We start from the raw sequence: 16,625 nt of genomic DNA on the forward strand, positions 1-16,625 counted from the left end.
ACAGATATGCCTATTTAAAAATGGGAGAGCGAGATGTTGACAATGCCATGCCGTGGGATAAGATTGATCCGGCCACATATACAGTTTGGGACAAAACGGCTAACTTTAACAAAGCCATCGTAAACAGTAAAAGCCGAATTGAGCATAATTCGCAATTCAAATTAATTGAGGAAAACGCAAAATGGATTGATAGCCGTGGGGAGGATAATACCTATAGTTTGAACATGGAAAAATTCAAAATGGCACAAAACGCAATTGAAGAGACAGCTAAAAAATACAGACCTATTATAAAATATAAAAACGCTCTGAAGTTCACTTCATTGCCTTATGAGTTAGTTGAAACGGAGAAAGATAGTGTCTTAAAAGAAAAAAGAGAAAGATGGCATGAAGGTTTGTCTAAGGACATTTATGTGGAAGAAGCATTAAATGTTTTAGATGATTTGCAATCTACAGTCGGTTTTAAGAAAAACCTTCCGGCCAAAATAAAAAAAGAAAAACTAGCTAAATCATAAGCGTAGCCTTCTTTACATGAATAACACCACACAATCACTAACAGCTATTGCGCTCCATAAATTCAAAAAGAATTTTTGGGGCGTTTTTAGTTTTGGGTTTATCCTAATTTTACTTTTCATTTCCGTTTTTGCGTATGTTTTGGCGCCGGATAATTCAGAAAACGCAAACCAGATGCATTTGTCGATCCATTCAAAATCGCCAGGTTTTAGTGTGAAGATGTTATCCATTCCATTAGATGGGAAACCAAAACAATCAGTTTCAAATTATTTTTTTGGATTCCCTAACACAGTGACGGAGGTGGCTATCGAAAGTTATAAAATCATCGGCAACACCATAGAGTATGTTGAATATTCTGATGAGCCCTCCTTGAAAATCGTAAAACAGCTTGATCTGGGCGCCTTTTCCGGTAAAGAATCCATTGGGTCAGTTGAACAAGATTTGATTAAGGAGCGGACGTTTTATTTAGGGACGGACAAGTATGGGAGAGATTTACTCAGCAGAATGTTGATTGGATCAAGAGTCTCCATTTCCATTGGGATCGTTGCAGTTTTGATTTCTTTAATTGTTGGAATATTTTTTGGAGCAATTGGCGGTTACTTCGGAGGTAAAGTGGATGCCTTAATTATGTGGCTTGTAAATATAATTTGGTCGATACCTACGCTTCTTTTGGTTATTGCGATCACTTTGGCTCTGGGGAAAGGGTTTTGGCAAGTTTTCGTGGCAGTTGGTTTAACGATGTGGGTCGAAGTGGCACGTGTAGTTAGGGGTCAAGTTATCAGCGTTAAGGAAATGCAATATGTAACTGCCGCAAGAGCATTGGGTTTTGGCGATTTTAGAATTATATTCAATCATATTTTGCCTAACATTATGGCGCCAGTAATTGTAATATCAGCAGCAAATTTTGCCTCAGCCATTTTAGTGGAAAGCGGTTTGAGTTTTCTTGGTTTAGGTGCGCAACCGCCGATACCTAGTTGGGGAAGTATCATTAAAGATCATTACAGCTATATTATTCTCGGAAAACCTTATTTGGCAATGGTTCCGGGCGTTGCGATTATGTTATTGACATTGGCTTTTATGATGATGGGAAATGCATTACGTGACGCGCTTGATGTGAAAGAATAACGATATAAATCGGATGCAACATCAGGTTCTTAAATTACCACTCATTTACTTTGTTGGCATCCATTTTCAGGAAGATAAACAATAAAATAGTAAAGCCCCACAGTCCAGACCCCCCATATGAAAAGAATGGCAATGGCACGCCAATTGTTGGAAAAATTCCTATAACCATGGAGATATTCACAAAGAAATGTATGAATAAAATGCCGGCAACACAATATCCGTAGACCCTACTGAATTTTGTTTTTTGTCTTTCAGCCAAATAAATCACCCTAAGGAATAGACCCACGAATAAAGCGATTACTACGAGAGAACCTACAAAGCCCCATTCTTCCCCTACGGTAGTAAATATATAGTCAGTATGTTGTTCAGGGACAAATCCCCCTTTAGTCTGCGTTCCTTCAAGAAAACCTTTCCCCAGCCATCCACCAGAGCCGATGGCAATTTCAGATTGGTTTGTATTGTAGCCTATCCCTTTTAAATCCACTGTTTTCCCTAACAAGATATTAAATCGATCGCGATGATGTTGTTTGAAGACATTTTGGAATACATAATTTACGGATAAGACGAATCCCGACATTAAGGCAAACAGAATACTGCTTAACACGACATTCCGGTCCGATAACCTCGATTTGAAATGGACAATAATAATAACAAGTAAAGCGATTAGGATTACATATTGTGGCTCTAACAATAAAGTTAGCATAAACAGTAAAATGGTAATGAATCCAGTCCAGATGTACCATGCGGGGAGACCTTCTCGATACAATACAATAAGAAAAACGCTGTATATTAAAGCACTACCGGGATCGGGTTGCGGTAAGATTAATAGGACTGGTAAAAAAACAATTGCCAGGGCCTGTATCTGACGATTTACTTCCTTTAAGTTTATTTGGGAATCGCTTAAGTATTTTGCAATGGCTAATGAAGTGGCCGCTTTCGCAAATTCTGATGGCTGGATGGTAAAACTTCCGATGGCATACCAACATCTTTGACCCGCGATGGTTTTTCCAAATAGAAACAGTCCCAACAGTGATAATAGTGAAACTCCAAAAATGATGCTGGCATATTTTTCATAAAATTTCCCGTCTATACCCAAAATGATAAAAATTAAAGGGATGGTTAATAATATAAATATAAGCTGTTTTTGGTACGTATCCTCAATAGAAGACAATGAAGAGGAGTATATATTCAACCAGCCCATTATTACTAATGCGCTGTATATAATAATACATGTCCAGTCAAGGTTCTTCTTTATGCTTTGGTTTTTCATTTGAAATGAATCTCTTATTAATTTTCCTTAGTAGAGTCTATTGCTATTTCTGTTTTTGACACGTCAGTTTTAGCGCCAAGAATTTTAGGAGTGCTTTCTATAGCGCTACCTTCCTTCATACCGCCCAATATGGCGTAGCGGTCTTTTAAACTGATGTTTAGAACCCTTGTTTCTAGATCGGTTCGGGTAATTTTTTTTCTGAGATACTTTTCGATCATCAAACTGGCGATTGGTCCCGCTATCGTTGCTCCGTATCCTCCGTTTTCCACCAGGATGGCGATGGCAATTTTTGGGTTGTCTTTCGGGGCAAAAGCGACAAAGATTGAGTGGTCTTTCAGTTGAATCCTTTTTCCTCCAATTTTAGCGAAATTTTCGGCCGTACCTGTTTTACCAGCAATGTCGATTCCTTCGACGCGTAATGCGCTTGCTGTCCCCAGGTTGTAAACATCAAATAAACCACTTATCATGGGTTTGAAATATTTTTTATCTATCGTGGTTACATGTTTTTCAGTGAATTTTTTGTCGATGCTTTCGCCTTTGATTTTTTTGATGATATGAGGGGTGTAATAATATCCTTCATTGGCAACAGTTGCCATCATATTAGCCAATTGGATAGGCGTCATTAAAACTTCTCCTTGGCCTATAGCATTCGAGACGATAGTCGTGCTTCTCCATCCGCCGTTAGGATAGATTTTCTTGTATGTTTTGGAGTCTGGAACATTTCCTCTTTTGCCGGTAGGCAAATCATATCCCATAAAATCTCCCAATCCGAAGCTTTTCACGTGATTGCTCCAAACATCAACAGCGGCAGAAGGTTTTGTGTATTTATTGATAGTTCGCATGTAAACATTGGCGAAATAAGTATTACAAGAATTATAAATACCATTATGCAAATTATGTGGGCCAAAACCATGGCATTTCATAAATCGACCTCTGGCATAACTGAAGCCATGATGACACATAAAGCTTGTTTGCTCGTCAACAACTCCTTCTTGCAAACCAATCAGTCCCGTCAATATTTTAAATGGAGAACCAGGAGGGTATTCCGCCAATAATCCTCTGTCATAAAGTGGTTTTGCTATGGAGTCATAGTACAATAAGGTGTAGTTTTTAGAGCGCTGTCTTCCAACGAGAATTCCAGGGTCGTAAGATGGAGCGGTGACAAGAGCTAATATTTCCCCTGTTTTTGGTTCAATAGCTACGATTCCACCTCTCTTATTGATCATCAACTGTTCCCCATATTTTTGAAGCTCAGCATCCAGCGTTAGGTTTATGTCTTCTCCTTGTACGGCTATAGTGTCGTATTTACCGTTTTTGTAAGAACCTATTTCTCTATTGTATTTGTCTTTTTGAATGTATTTAACACCTTTTATTCCACGCAACACTTCTTCGTAGCTTTGTTCAACTCCTTGTTGGCCAATTAAATCACCGCTATTGTAATAGGGATTTTTAGCAATTAATTTTTCGTTAACCTGGGTTATAAAACCAAATACGTTAGCGCCAAAATCTACTTCGTAATCACGTAACGAACGTTTTTGAAAGTAAAAACCCTCAAATTTCCTGATCTTTTCTTGAAAAGCAGCGAATTCGCTTTTGTTTAATTGGGGTAAAAATACGGATGGCAAACGGGGACTATAAATCTTAGCTTTAGCTATCGTCTTTATAAAGTCCTCTTTTGTGATGTTTAATAATTGGCAAAACTCTAAAGTATCGATGTTTTTTAATTCCCTTGGAATTACCATGATATCGTAAGACGCTTGATTTGCCACTAACAACTTTCCATTTCTGTCATAGATATAACCTCTTTCAGGATAGTCATATTTTATTTTAATGGCATTATTATCTGATTTTAATTTGAAGGTGTCGTTTATGACTTGCAAATAAAATATCCGTATCACTAGCAGTAATGCTGCAACAATAATTATGGAAGGCAGCAGGAGTTTTCTCATCTTTTATTGGGCTTAATAAGGTATATTATTATAATACAACTAATAATCGTGAATACCGTACTTAATAGTGTTCGCAGCAGAATGTCCCAAAAGAAACTAATCTGGAAGGCTTCCAATATAAATAGCGTAACATGATGAATAACAACGGACATCAGTATAAATGAAAAACGTTCAGGAGTTAAAACATCATTTAATTTTATCGTTTGGTATTCATAACTAATACCAAAAGAGAATTTAAAGATCGTCGGTCGAACATACGCTAAAATCAAGCAAGCTGTGGCGTGAATTCCGCCCGAATTAGAAAAGAAATCCATGGTGAGCCCTAATAGAAAGCTGGCTAATAGAAGACCGGATCGGTTCCCGTTAACAGGGTACAGTATTATAAACAGTATGTACGGCAATGGAATTATGTATCCCAAGAAATTCATATTGTTGAATATAACTATTTGTGCGGCCAATAACAAAATAAACCGAGAAATATTGAGTAACAAAGTGCTATTCATTTTTCGTTGTTTTTTCTAGGTTGTTAAGTTCGTCGCGGTCTTTACTTTTTATGATGTATACGTGACCCAAATTCGTCATGTCGTTAAAAAGTTTTATGTCTAAAGTATAATAATTGGTTTTATTATCGATGTAAATTTTCTCAATTGTACCAATGTTAATGTTTTCTGGAAAGATGACGGATTGACCACCTGTTACGATGGTATCTCCTTTTCTAACTGAAGCTAATCTAGGAACGTCAATCAACTGAGCAAAGCCAGTGCTTTTTCCGTTCCAAACTAAGGATCCAAAATGGTTTGATTTTTTTATTTTGGCGTTGATTTGGGACCTCACATTCAGAATACTGATGACTGTCGAGTAATTTGGGGAGGTATTGTCTACTATTCCCACAAGTCCTAAATTATTGACCACTCCCATGTCGGATTTTATACCTTGCAAAGATCCTGAGTTTAATGTCAAAAAGTTTTCGTGAACATTATATGAATTATGAATTACTTTAGAAACTACGACGTCCTCCGGTAGCTGCCCTTTTAAATTCTCGAAATTCTTTATTGCAGCAGAGTCTTTAGTCTTAAACAGCATGCTTTTTAGTCTGGCATTTTCAAGAGCCAAGGCATCGTTTTCAGTTCGCAGATTCAAATACTCGCTTACATTGTTGATTTTTTCATATACGCCTCCGCTTACAAAGTTTGCGGAACTTATTATTTTGCTTCTATGATAAGAATGTGATTGTATTGTAAGCAAAAACGAAATGCATAATAACAGCAAAAACAGTAGTCTACTACTGTTTTTGAATATAAAATTAAATATTTGCTGCATTCTCTTATTTGATTATTTTGTTTCAGGATATGCCTAGGTATGCAATATTCTAAAGATCTTATTTTATTAAGATGCTTTTAAATTTTGCAAGATTTTTTAGTGCCATTCCTGTTCCACGAACTACTGCTCTTAACGGATCTTCTGCTATGTAAACAGGTAGGTCAGTTTTTTGAGAGATTCTTTTGTCCAGTCCTCTTAACATAGATCCACCACCAGCAAGATATATTCCGGTGTTGTAAATGTCTGCTGCTAATTCAGGAGGAGTTTGAGATAAAGTTTCCATAACCGCGTCTTCAATTCTTTGAATTGATTTGTCCAATGCTTTTGCTATTTCTCTATAGGAAACCTCAACTTGTTTTGGTTTACCTGTAAGTAAATCTCTTCCTTGAACGGACATGTCTTCTGGAGGAGTCTCCAAGTCTTCGATGGCCGCTCCAATTTGGATTTTTATTTTTTCCGCAGTACTTTCTCCAACAAAAAGATTGTGTTGGGTACGCATATAATATACAATGTCATTTGTAAAAACGTCACCGGCAATTTTTACGGACTTGTCACATACAATTCCGCCTAATGCAATTACCGCGATTTCAGTTGTTCCTCCACCTATATCCACAATCATGTTTCCTTTTGGTTGCATGATATCGATACCAATACCAATAGCTGCTGCCATAGGCTCGTGAATCAGATAAACTTCTTTCCCGTTAACTCTCTCACATGATTCTTTCACCGCTCTCATTTCAACCTCAGTAATTCCAGAAGGGATACAAACCACCATTCTAAGTGCTGGAGTAAACATTCTCTTTTTTAATGCGGGTATGCTTTTGATAAACATATTTATCATTTTTTCCGAAGCATCAAAATCCGCGATCACACCGTCTTTCAAGGGTCTGATCGTCTTAATGTTTTCATGTGTTTTCCCCTGCATCAAGTTGGCTTCTTTACCTACAGCAATTATTTTACCCGAAATTCTGTCGCGGGCAACAATCGATGGGCTGTCAATTACAACTTTGTCATTGTGTATGATTAAAGTATTAGCGGTACCAAGGTCTATCGCAATATCCTCGGTCATGAAATCAAAAAATCCCATAAATTATTTAGGGTTAAAAGTTATAAAAATAGCAACGCGCAAAGTTAAACAAATTAATGCTTAAAATGACGTGTGCCTGTAAATACCATAGCAAGTTTATTTTCATTGCAGTAATTGATGCTCAATTCGTCTTTTATTGATCCTCCAGGCTGAATTACAGCTGTTATGCCTGCTTCTTTTGCAATAGCGACACAATCTGGGAAAGGAAAAAACGCGTCACTTGCCATCACGGCTCCATGTAGATCAAACCCAAAAGTTTTTGCTTTTTCGATTGCCTGTAATAGGGCGTCGACTCTTGAAGTTTGTCCCGTTCCGGATGATATCAGTGTTCCGTTTTTTGCGAAAACAATCGTATTCGATTTTGTGTTTTTGCAAATTTTTGAGGCAAATATCAAATCTTGGATTTCCTGATCTGAAGGACTCGTTATAGTAACGGTCTTAAGATCTGCTTTATTGTCCGTAATATTATTTCTTTCTTGTATAAGTAGTCCGTTTAGACATGATCTAACTTGTTTTTGCGGCAACTCTACTTCATTTTGTACCAAGATAATTCTGTTTTTCTTTTCTTGCAAGATGGTAATTGCTTCGGCGTCATATTCTGGGGCAATAACCACTTCGCAAAATAATTTGTTTATTTCAATTGCCGTAGGCACATCAATTTTAGTGTTTGCGATTAATACACCGCCAAACGCTGATGTTGGGTCACAAGCCAATGCGGCAACGTAAGCTTCGCTGATGGAGTTTCTTGTGGCCAGACCGCAAGCATTGTTGTGTTTTAAAATGGCAAAAGTAGGTCCGTCAGCCTTAAATTCACTGATCAAGTTTACGGCCGCGTCTACATCAAGTAGGTTGTTGTAAGATAGTTCTTTTCCGTGTAGTTTTTTGAACATGGCATCAAAATCACCGAAGAAAAATCCTTTTTGATGTGGATTTTCTCCATATCTCAAAATTTGACCATTAGCAACACTGGCCTTGAAAATAGTTTCGTCAGTATTGAAGTAATTAAAAATAGAAGTGTCATAATGTGAAGAAACATGAAAGGCCTTTGTTGCCAATAATTTTCTGTCAGCCAGAGTTGTTGCTCCGTCCTGTTCCGTGATCAAATCCAATAACATACCATATTCGTCAACTGAAGCTATAATTACGGTGTCTTTGAAGTTTTTTGCGGCGGCGCGAATTAGTGAAATTCCACCGATGTCTATTTTTTCAATGATATCAGCTTCGCTTGCTCCTGAAGCAACCGTTTTCTCGAAAGGATACAAATCAACAATAACTAAATCAATTTGGGGAATTTTAAATTCCTCCATTTGTTGCACATCACTTTCATTATCTTGGCGGTTTAATATACCTCCAAAAACTTTTGGGTGTAATGTTTTTACTCTTCCACCAAGTATTGAAGGATAAGAAGTGACATCTTCAACTGGGACAACGGGTATCCCTAAGTTTTTTATGAAATCTTCAGTTCCGCCTGTAGAATATAAAATTACATTTTGAGAATGTAGTTTTTTTACAATTGGTTCAAGACCTTCTTTTGAAAATACAGAAATTAATGCAGATTGAATCGTTTTAGTTGTGTTCATTATGTAGTTATAATTATAAAGTGCAAAAATAGTTTTTTTTTGATTATAAATTTCAATGAAGAGTTGTAACATTTTCTTAAATAGTGACACCAACCTGTACTGCCTTTTTTTATTAGGTTTTTGAATAATATTTACAGAATTTTACCATAACCCAAAAAACAGTTTATGCTAGTCTACCTTCGATTGTTAAAAGAAAGTTTTGCTTTTGCTATGAATGCATTGCGAAGCAATATGTTAAGGACTTTACTTTCTTTACTGGGCGTAACCATAGGTATTTTTTCAATTATTGCTGTGCTTGCGGCTGTGGATTCTTTGGACAGAAAAATAACTAAGGATTTGAGTAGCTTAGATAAAAACACCATTTATCTGATGAAATTTTCTTTTGGACCAACAGATGTCCCGCAATGGAAAAAAGAACAATTTCCCAACGTTAAGTACGATGAATACATCTATATGAAAGGGGTTATGACCAGTACTGATAAATTGGGGTTTCAAGTTTTTACAAAACGAGAATCGATAAAGCATGACTCAAAAACAGTAAGCGACGTTAATATGGTGCCGGTTTCTCATGAATTCATTGACATACAAGGTTTGGAATTTGAAAAGGGAAGATTCTACAACGAATCAGAATCAAACTCTGGGGCAAAGGTTATTGTTTTGGGGAATGAAATCGCAAAATCGCTATTTGACGAATCCGACCCAATCGGAAAAAGCGTAAGGGTTTACGGTCAGCGCTTTACGGTCATTGGTGTTTTGAAAAAGCAAGGTGCAGGATTATTTGGAGATAGCGATGATACTTCAGCTTTGATTCCGGTTAATTTCATTCGGCAATTGTACGGAGATAATAACGCATCGATGACAAATGTTATTATTTTCAAGCCCGTTAAAGGGGTCGACATGGGAGCCTACCAAGCGGAGATTTCCCAGAAACTAAGGGCTTTTCGCGGAGTGAAAGCGGGCGAGATTGATAATTTTTTTATAAATGTTTTTTCAGGGTTTACTGATTTGATTGATGGCATCATAGTAAACATGAAATTTGGCGGATGGATGATCAGCGGGTTTTCACTTTTAGTAGGAGGGTTTGGAATTGCCAACATCATGTTTGTGTCTGTAAAAGAACGTACCAACCTAATAGGTATTCAAAAATCACTGGGCGCCAAGAATAGGTTTATATTGTTTCAGTTTTTATTCGAAGCCATTATACTCTCTGTCCTTGGCGGAATCATAGGGTTGTTTTTCGTTTGGATCATTGCGCTAGTCTTAACCAATGTATTGGACTTCGAATTTGTTCTGGGTATGGGGAATATTCTCTTGGGAACTTTATTGGCGGGTATAATCGGATTGATATCAGGGATTCTTCCGGCCATTTCGGCATCAAAACTGGATCCTGTTGAAGCCATCAGGACGGGTATGTAAGTTTTTTTGGGAACTTGAAAGGCGCAAATATTATATGGTTTGAAATGCGTGATATGGCTTAAATAGACGATGTTTATGATTGCATGAACGAAAGGGATATCAAATATCGTTTTGTTATTGGCAAGGTCTCTTTTAAGCAGTAAAGTAGTTTTTGGATTGCCTGGCTTTTAAAACAAAAAAAATCCCGATTTTCATCGGGATTTTTTTATCTAATATCATTGTTTCGAATCAAATCGATATACAAGTTAATCTTGTCTTTCAATTCTTTCCGTGGCGTTATAAAGTCTAAGAATCCGTGCTCCAAAAGAAACTCGGCAGTCTGGAACCCTTCCGGTAAATCCTTCCCTGTAGTGTCTTTGACCACACGAGGCCCTGCAAATCCTATTAATGCTCCAGGTTCACCAATGTTGATGTCTCCTAACATAGCATATGAGGCTGTTGTTCCTCCAGTTGTAGGGTCAGTACATAATGAAATGTATGGAATTTTTGCTTCGGCAAGCTGGGCAAGTTTCACTGACGTTTTAGCTAATTGCATCAACGAATAAGCTGCTTCCATCATTCTGGCTCCACCTGATTTTGAAATCATTACAAAAGGAATGTTGTTTTTGATCGAATGATCGATTCCTCTTGCAATCTTCTCACCCACTACAGCTCCCATTGACCCACCAATAAAGGCAAAATCCATGCAGCAAATAACCAATTCTTTACCTTTGGATTTTCCAACACCAGTGCGCACTGCGTCCTTAAGTTTGGTTTTCTCCATCACATCTTTAAGTCGGTCTGCATATTTCTTTGTGTCAACAAAGTGCAGAGGGTCTTTTGAAGTTAAGTTCTTGTCCAATTCAACAAATTCATTGTTGTCGAACAGAATTTCAAAATAGGTGGCACTACCAATTCTAACGTGAAAACCATCCTCGGGACTTACGAATAAGTTGCGTTCCAGTTCGTCAGCGTCGATAATTTTTCCGGTAGGTGATTTATACCAAAGTCCTTTTGGAACATCCATTTTGTCTTCGGTAGCCGTCGTAATCCCTTTTTCTTTTCTTTTAAACCAAGCCATTTGTATAGTATTCAGTGTTCAGTAATCAGCATTCAGTTTTTTAGCATTCAATAATCAGCTTTTGAAAACTGAATACTATTTTTTAAAGCGTATTCACGTTGTTTAAGTCAGCAAATGCTTGTTCCAACCTTGCGTTGAAAGTCAATTCGCTTTCGCGTAACCATTTTCTTGGGTCGTAATATTTCTTGTTGGGAACATCAGCGCCGTCAGGGTTACCAATTTGTGTTTTTAAATACTCAAGGTTTTTGACCATATAATCGCGAATACCTTCAGTAAATGCAAATTGTAAATCAGTGTCAATATTCATTTTGATTACACCATAACTAATACCTTCTCTTATTTCTTCTAAAGTAGAACCTGATCCGCCATGAAAAACAAAATCAACTGGGTTAGGACCTGTGTTGAACTTCTTTTGAACGTAGTCTTGAGAGTTCTTTAAAATTTTTGGAGTTAATTTTACATTTCCTGGTTTGTAAACACCATGTACGTTTCCAAAAGCTGCCGCAATTGTGAATCGAGGACTTACTTTTGAGAGTTCCTCGTAAGCAAATGCCACTTCATCAGGTTGAGTATATAATTTTGAACTATCAACGTCAGAGTTGTCAACACCATCTTCTTCACCACCTGTAATTCCAAGTTCGATTTCAAGTGTCATTCCCATTTTGCTCATTCGCTCTAGGTAACCTTTGCAAATTTCGATGTTTTCCTCAATCGGTTCTTCTGACAAATCGATCATGTGAGAGCTGAACAATGGTTTTCCGGTTGCTGCGAAATTCTCTTCTGAAGCGTCTAGCAAGCCATCGATCCAAGGCAATAATTTTTTTGCGCAGTGGTCAGTATGTAAGATAACGGTTGCTCCGTATGCTTCGGCTAAAGTATGGATGTGTTTTGCACCTGCAATTCCACCGGCAATAGCCGCTTTTTCGTCAACATTTGAAAGTCCTTTTCCAGCGTTAAACTGTGCGCCACCATTAGAAAACTGAATGATAACTGGTGCGTTTAGCTTTGCAGCCGTCTCCAGAACGCCGTTTATTGTGTTTGATCCCGTAACATTTACCGCGGGTAAAGCAAATCCTTTTTCTTTCGCATAATTGAAAATTTCCTGTACTTGATCTCCTGTAGCTACGCCCGGTTTGATATTGTGTGCCATTTTAATTTTTTTTAGTTGGTTCTTTTAGTTTTTAGTTTAAGACTGCAAAAATAAGAATTAAATAGGATTAGAACGGGTAATTTATCCCAAAATTTAAAACTGAGTTCCCAAAGTTGTACTCGCGAAACCATTTTTCTCCCGGATCATTGGCAGGATTGTAGGTTTTAAATCCAAAATCAAAACGAATCACAAAAAAACTTAAGTCGTACCGTAATCCAAAACCGGTTCCTAGAGCAATGTCTTTTAGGCTTTTAAAGCCGGTAAATGTTGATTTTTCGTCAGTCACGTTATCGTAAACGTTCCAGATGTTGCCCGCGTCAGCAAAAAGTGCTCCTTTTAAATCCCCCATGATTTTAAATCTAAATTCGCTGCTAAGTGCAATTTTCATATTTGCTTCGTTGAAGTCGTCTTTGGCCCCGCTACTTCCAGGTCCTAAACTATAGGGTTGCCATGCTCTATTGTCATTTGACCCGCCAGAGAAATAACTTCTCGAAAAGGGAACGTTATCAGAATTGCCGAAAGGTATGGCGATTCCAAAAAAGCTCCTTATGGCAAACACTTTCTCCTTGGTTAAATCCCAATGTTTGATGTAGTCAAATTCCGTTTTTATGTATTCTGAATATTCTAAATTAAAGAGTTCATAGTTGCCGTTTGCATTTTTAGGCTGACTTGTAGTATTTGAAATTAGGGATAAAATTGAACCCGCTGATTCTATCTTTGTTTTAAATAGATAAAAAGTATTGTCCAGTAAATCTGTTTTGGTTGTTTTTGTAAAAGTAAAATTAGTGGCGAGGATAAAATCATTCTCGGTCAATCGAACCCTTCTTTCCTCGATGCTCTTTACGTCTTCGTAATTTTTATCCGAGGGGGTCAATGCAGTATTCCCTGACAAAACATCTTTTATGAATCCTGAAGTTCCGCTTTCGATGATTAAATCTCTGTCGTCAATATTGTTAAAATAAAGTGGGTTTGTATTGTATGTTTTTCCGATCGCGTTCAGGGCCGAATAGGAAGAACCATAGACATTAAAATAATTTTTAGGATTTAGATTTCGGACAAACTGGACGTTGAACAGATCGAAGCGGGCCGTATTGTTTTTTGCGGGAGTCCAGTTATATGAAAAAGAACCCGTGAAATTTTCTTTATCCAAACCAATGTTTTGTTGTCTTGCAAAACCTACAGCCATCAGAGTGGAAGGGATCATGCTTTTTTTAATGATTTTATCAGTAGAGAAGGGCATGAATATTCTGGGGAAATTTAATTTTAAATCTAGTCCATATTCCGAAACGTTGAATAATGAATTGTTGGGGTTAGCTAGATCTTTCGATGATCCAATATTTCCGCGCGCTGAAATCGCCAAGGTTTCGGCGCCATTAAAGACATTTCGGATGGTTTCAGATATACTAAGGGCAATTCCGATATCCTGGATATTAGAATGGGTAACGTCCAATGAAGTTCCGAAACTATATTTTTTACGTGGTGTCAAATAAATTTTAGCGATCAAAGAGCTATGGGTTGTGTCTCTAGAGTCAATTTCATATTGGATACTCGGGTAATTGAAAATTTTAAGATTGTTTAAATATCGCGTCGTCAAGACTGTTTTGTTGTCGGCAAAAAGTCCTCCTTTTGTTATGAAAATGGCATCTGTGATGGCGTGCGGTTTGTATTTTAATTTTTTATGGCTATAAAAATTAAAGTTTTTGTAGCTGGTGCTATCGGTGATTTTTAAGCCGCTATTGCTCGAAGAGTAATCTGTATAAATATTAACGTCACTTATCTTATATATTTTGAACGGTTCAGTTCTTGTTGAGTCTTTATCCTGATAGGAGTAGTCATTGATGATTAGGTTTACATCAGCCTTGTGTCCTTTGTTGATGGTGTCAATATCATAATTCACATAAGTAGGCTGAAAAAAATACACCCCGTTATTTCTAAAATGTGCGGCAATTCTATTTTTTTCGTCGGCAAAATCGACAGTCCGGTATTGTTGTCCGGACTTAATTAAGCTGCCGGGTCTGATTGTCTCATATAATGAATCTAGAACGGGCGTGCTAATGCTGGTTTTTATGGTGTCAAGGATGTACTCTTTTCCAGTATTGATGACATATTTTATTTTTGCCCTTTTGGGGCTCAAAGTATCTATTTCGTAAAAGGATTTCACGTCAAAAAAGCCATTGTTAAAATAGTAATAATTCAAGCGCAGTACTGATTTTTCGGTCTTTTCTTTGTTTATAATTACGGGTGGTTCCCCTGTTTTTTTGAGGAAATCATGAATTCCATAATACCAAAACGATTTCCCTAGTCGATCCACCTGTTTTGCAGACAGCCATTTTGATTTTCTTTCGTATTTCCCGGGATTATTAGTAAATTTGGCTTGGTAAGTAGAGTCGGGATTTAGATTCGCTAAATTGTAAAGGTTCAGACGCAAACGAAAGCCCAATAGTAAAGTGCTGTTTGGTTTTTGATACAATTGATTAAAGATGTTTTCTTCCTTGGTAGCTTTGCCATTTACCGTAATTTGATTTTTCATCAAGAGTTGTTTTCCATCTGGAACTCTTTTCTCGGCGTTACAAGCTAAAATTAGTGTTGCAATTAGAATAAATGCTGCTATTTTTGTTGAAATTTTTCTCAAGATCTAAAATATTTAATCCAAAAGTACATATTTTTATGGTTAGTAAAAACCAAATAAAACTTATATCGAGTTTACAACAGAAAAAGTATCGAATTGCCAATCAATTATTTTTTGCCGAGGGTGTAAAAGTGGTTCTAGAATTGTTGGAATCTAATTTCGAACTCGAACATTTGTACACTACTGAAAATGATTTTGAAGATGTTTTGTTTGCCAAAAAGACATTAGTGCACGAAACGGATTTGAAAAAAATTAGCGCTTTGGCAACGCCAAATACTTGTTTGGCAGTATTTAAAATGCCTCGCGAGAAAGAAATTAAGAAGTCAGGTCTTATTATTGCTCTGGATTCGATACGTGACCCTGGAAACCTTGGGACCATTTTGAGATTGTGTGACTGGTTTGGCGTTGAACAATTGTTATGTTCAAAGGAAACGGTCGATATATACAATCCAAAAGTAGTACAGGCAACTATGGGATCCATTGCCCGGGTCAATGTAAATTATGTCGATTTAAATGCCTTTATTTCAGACACCCAGTTGCCGGTTTTTGGCACTTTTATGGACGGTTTAAATATTTACAAAACCAATTTGCCGCAAGAAGGAATCATTATCATGGGCAACGAGGCTAACGGTATTTCGGAAGATCTTGAAAAAATGATTAAAAACAGACTGTCAATTCCCCGTTTTGGCGAGGTCCAAAAAACGGAAAGCTTAAATGTGGCAACAGCTACGGCAATTATTCTTAGTGAGTTTAAAAGGGGATAGTGGTTTTAGTTGATTAGCACCTGAATACCAAAAAGCTGAACATTGATCACTATTTTAATGAAATGTAAAATTAATCAAGACAGCTCTCGATTTCAAGGACTCGATATTGCCCGTCCAAGGGCTATTCGGATTATTGTCGCGAATTAACTCGTCGGAAAGTCCAAAAACACCTCTGATCGAAGGGGAAAATATAAAATATTCCGCGAAAAGATCAATACCGAAACCTAGCTCGTAGCTTTTAGTCCAAGGTTTTACTCTGAATTTTTGTTCGTAATTATCATCTTTTGATTTAGAATTACTGGATAAATTCAAAGTGGTGGAAACGCCGCCAACTATATATGGTCGGATATTGCCCGTTCTTAACGAAGAAAACTTCAGCAATAGCGGCAAATGGATGTAGGTGCTGTTAACTTCCCTTAATGCATCGGCTTTGCTGGTGAACCCAGGATAGTTTAAATCCCTTTTGGTGTAATATAGGCCAGGTTCAAATCGCAAGTTTATATATTCCTGCAATTTCAAATCACCCACGATCCCCACATTGAACCCAGTCGTCTTACTAACCAGGATGTCCGGGCTCACTGTCCTGTAATCTATTTTGAAATCGAAAGAGTTGAATCCCAAATAAAAGCCATAATATACCCGTGCTTTTTGAAAATTCTCCAAATTTATTATAGGGTCTTTCCCAAACATGCTTTTTTTAAACTGTGAGTTGCCTTTGACAGATAAAGCGAGTAAGATAATGACAACTATTTTTTTCATAAGGGA

Annotated in this window: 14 protein-coding genes; 4 read left to right on the forward strand and 10 right to left on the reverse strand. The window is 37.2% G+C overall.

From position 1 onward, the window contains the following. Together VIH09_RS12520 and VIH09_RS12525 are read left to right on the forward strand one after the other, a co-directional pair. On the forward strand, positions 1–512 hold a 512-nt coding region (locus tag VIH09_RS12520; protein WP_331581493.1), incomplete at its 5' end, for a carboxy terminal-processing peptidase. A 16-nt stretch (positions 513–528) separates the two neighbouring features. Continuing rightward, positions 529–1,635: an ABC transporter permease gene (locus tag VIH09_RS12525; RefSeq protein ID WP_331581495.1), complete on the forward strand. Its 1,107-nt coding sequence runs from the start codon at positions 529–531 to the stop codon at positions 1,633–1,635. A gap of 34 nt (positions 1,636–1,669) precedes the next feature. On the opposite strand, the gene rodA is transcribed toward VIH09_RS12525, so the two are convergent. Genes rodA through purH form a run of 6 tightly spaced genes read right to left on the reverse strand, consistent with a single transcriptional unit; the run spans position 1,670 to position 8,841 of the window. Next, positions 1,670–2,905, reverse strand: coding sequence for a rod shape-determining protein RodA (rodA, locus tag VIH09_RS12530; protein WP_331581497.1), 1,236 nt, complete (start codon positions 2,903–2,905; stop codon positions 1,670–1,672). Between the two features lie 17 nt (positions 2,906–2,922). Then, entirely contained in the window at positions 2,923–4,854 is a 1,932-nt protein-coding gene (gene mrdA, locus VIH09_RS12535) for a penicillin-binding protein 2 (RefSeq protein WP_331581499.1), read from the reverse strand. After that, positions 4,851–5,357 carry a rod shape-determining protein MreD gene (locus VIH09_RS12540; RefSeq protein ID WP_331581501.1) on the reverse strand — a complete coding sequence of 169 codons (507 nt, stop codon included), beginning with the start codon at positions 5,355–5,357 and terminating at the stop codon, positions 4,851–4,853. The genes mrdA and VIH09_RS12540 overlap by 4 nt, the downstream gene beginning before the upstream one ends. Beyond that, entirely contained in the window at positions 5,350–6,174 is an 825-nt protein-coding gene (mreC, locus tag VIH09_RS12545) for a rod shape-determining protein MreC (RefSeq protein ID WP_331581503.1), read from the reverse strand. The genes VIH09_RS12540 and mreC overlap by 8 nt, the downstream gene beginning before the upstream one ends. Before the next feature lie 58 nt (positions 6,175–6,232). After that, positions 6,233–7,261 carry a rod shape-determining protein gene (locus VIH09_RS12550; RefSeq protein WP_007137247.1) on the reverse strand — a complete coding sequence of 343 codons (1,029 nt, stop codon included), beginning with the start codon at positions 7,259–7,261 and terminating at the stop codon, positions 6,233–6,235. Positions 7,262–7,314: 53 nt separating this feature from the next. Continuing rightward, the gene (purH, locus tag VIH09_RS12555) at positions 7,315–8,841 is read right to left on the reverse strand and encodes a bifunctional phosphoribosylaminoimidazolecarboxamide formyltransferase/IMP cyclohydrolase (RefSeq protein ID WP_331581507.1); all 1,527 of its coding nucleotides are present in this window, start codon (positions 8,839–8,841) and stop codon (positions 7,315–7,317) included. 165 nt (positions 8,842–9,006) lie between these two features. On the opposite strand from purH, the gene VIH09_RS12560 reads away from it, so the two are divergent. Further along, the gene (locus tag VIH09_RS12560) at positions 9,007–10,257 is read left to right on the forward strand and encodes an ABC transporter permease (RefSeq protein ID WP_331581509.1); all 1,251 of its coding nucleotides are present in this window, start codon (positions 9,007–9,009) and stop codon (positions 10,255–10,257) included. Between the two features lie 205 nt (positions 10,258–10,462). Here VIH09_RS12560 and accD read toward each other — a convergent pair whose 3' ends face one another. From accD to VIH09_RS12575, 3 genes are all read right to left on the reverse strand, one after another. Next, positions 10,463–11,317: an acetyl-CoA carboxylase, carboxyltransferase subunit beta gene (gene accD / locus VIH09_RS12565; protein ID WP_331581511.1), complete on the reverse strand. Its 855-nt coding sequence runs from the start codon at positions 11,315–11,317 to the stop codon at positions 10,463–10,465. An 82-nt stretch (positions 11,318–11,399) separates the two neighbouring features. Next, positions 11,400–12,467: a class II fructose-bisphosphate aldolase gene (fbaA, locus tag VIH09_RS12570; protein WP_331581513.1), complete on the reverse strand. Its 1,068-nt coding sequence runs from the start codon at positions 12,465–12,467 to the stop codon at positions 11,400–11,402. 67 nt (positions 12,468–12,534) lie between these two features. Then, complete coding sequence (locus tag VIH09_RS12575) at positions 12,535–15,099, reverse strand: BamA/TamA family outer membrane protein (RefSeq protein WP_331581515.1); 2,565 nt, start codon at positions 15,097–15,099, stop codon at positions 12,535–12,537. A 35-nt stretch (positions 15,100–15,134) separates the two neighbouring features. On the opposite strand from VIH09_RS12575, the gene VIH09_RS12580 reads away from it, so the two are divergent. Next, positions 15,135–15,860 (forward strand): RNA methyltransferase, encoded by a 726-nt coding sequence (locus tag VIH09_RS12580; RefSeq protein ID WP_331581517.1) that lies wholly within the window; start codon positions 15,135–15,137, stop codon positions 15,858–15,860. A gap of 54 nt (positions 15,861–15,914) precedes the next feature. On the opposite strand, the gene VIH09_RS12585 is transcribed toward VIH09_RS12580, so the two are convergent. Continuing rightward, a complete protein-coding gene (locus VIH09_RS12585; protein ID WP_331581519.1) occupies positions 15,915–16,619 on the reverse strand; it encodes a porin family protein in 705 nt (234 codons plus the stop codon). Positions 16,620–16,625 lie beyond the last annotated feature (6 nt).

Source organism: Flavobacterium sp., from assembly GCF_036515215.1.
Taxonomy (GTDB): domain Bacteria; phylum Bacteroidota; class Bacteroidia; order Flavobacteriales; family Flavobacteriaceae; genus Flavobacterium.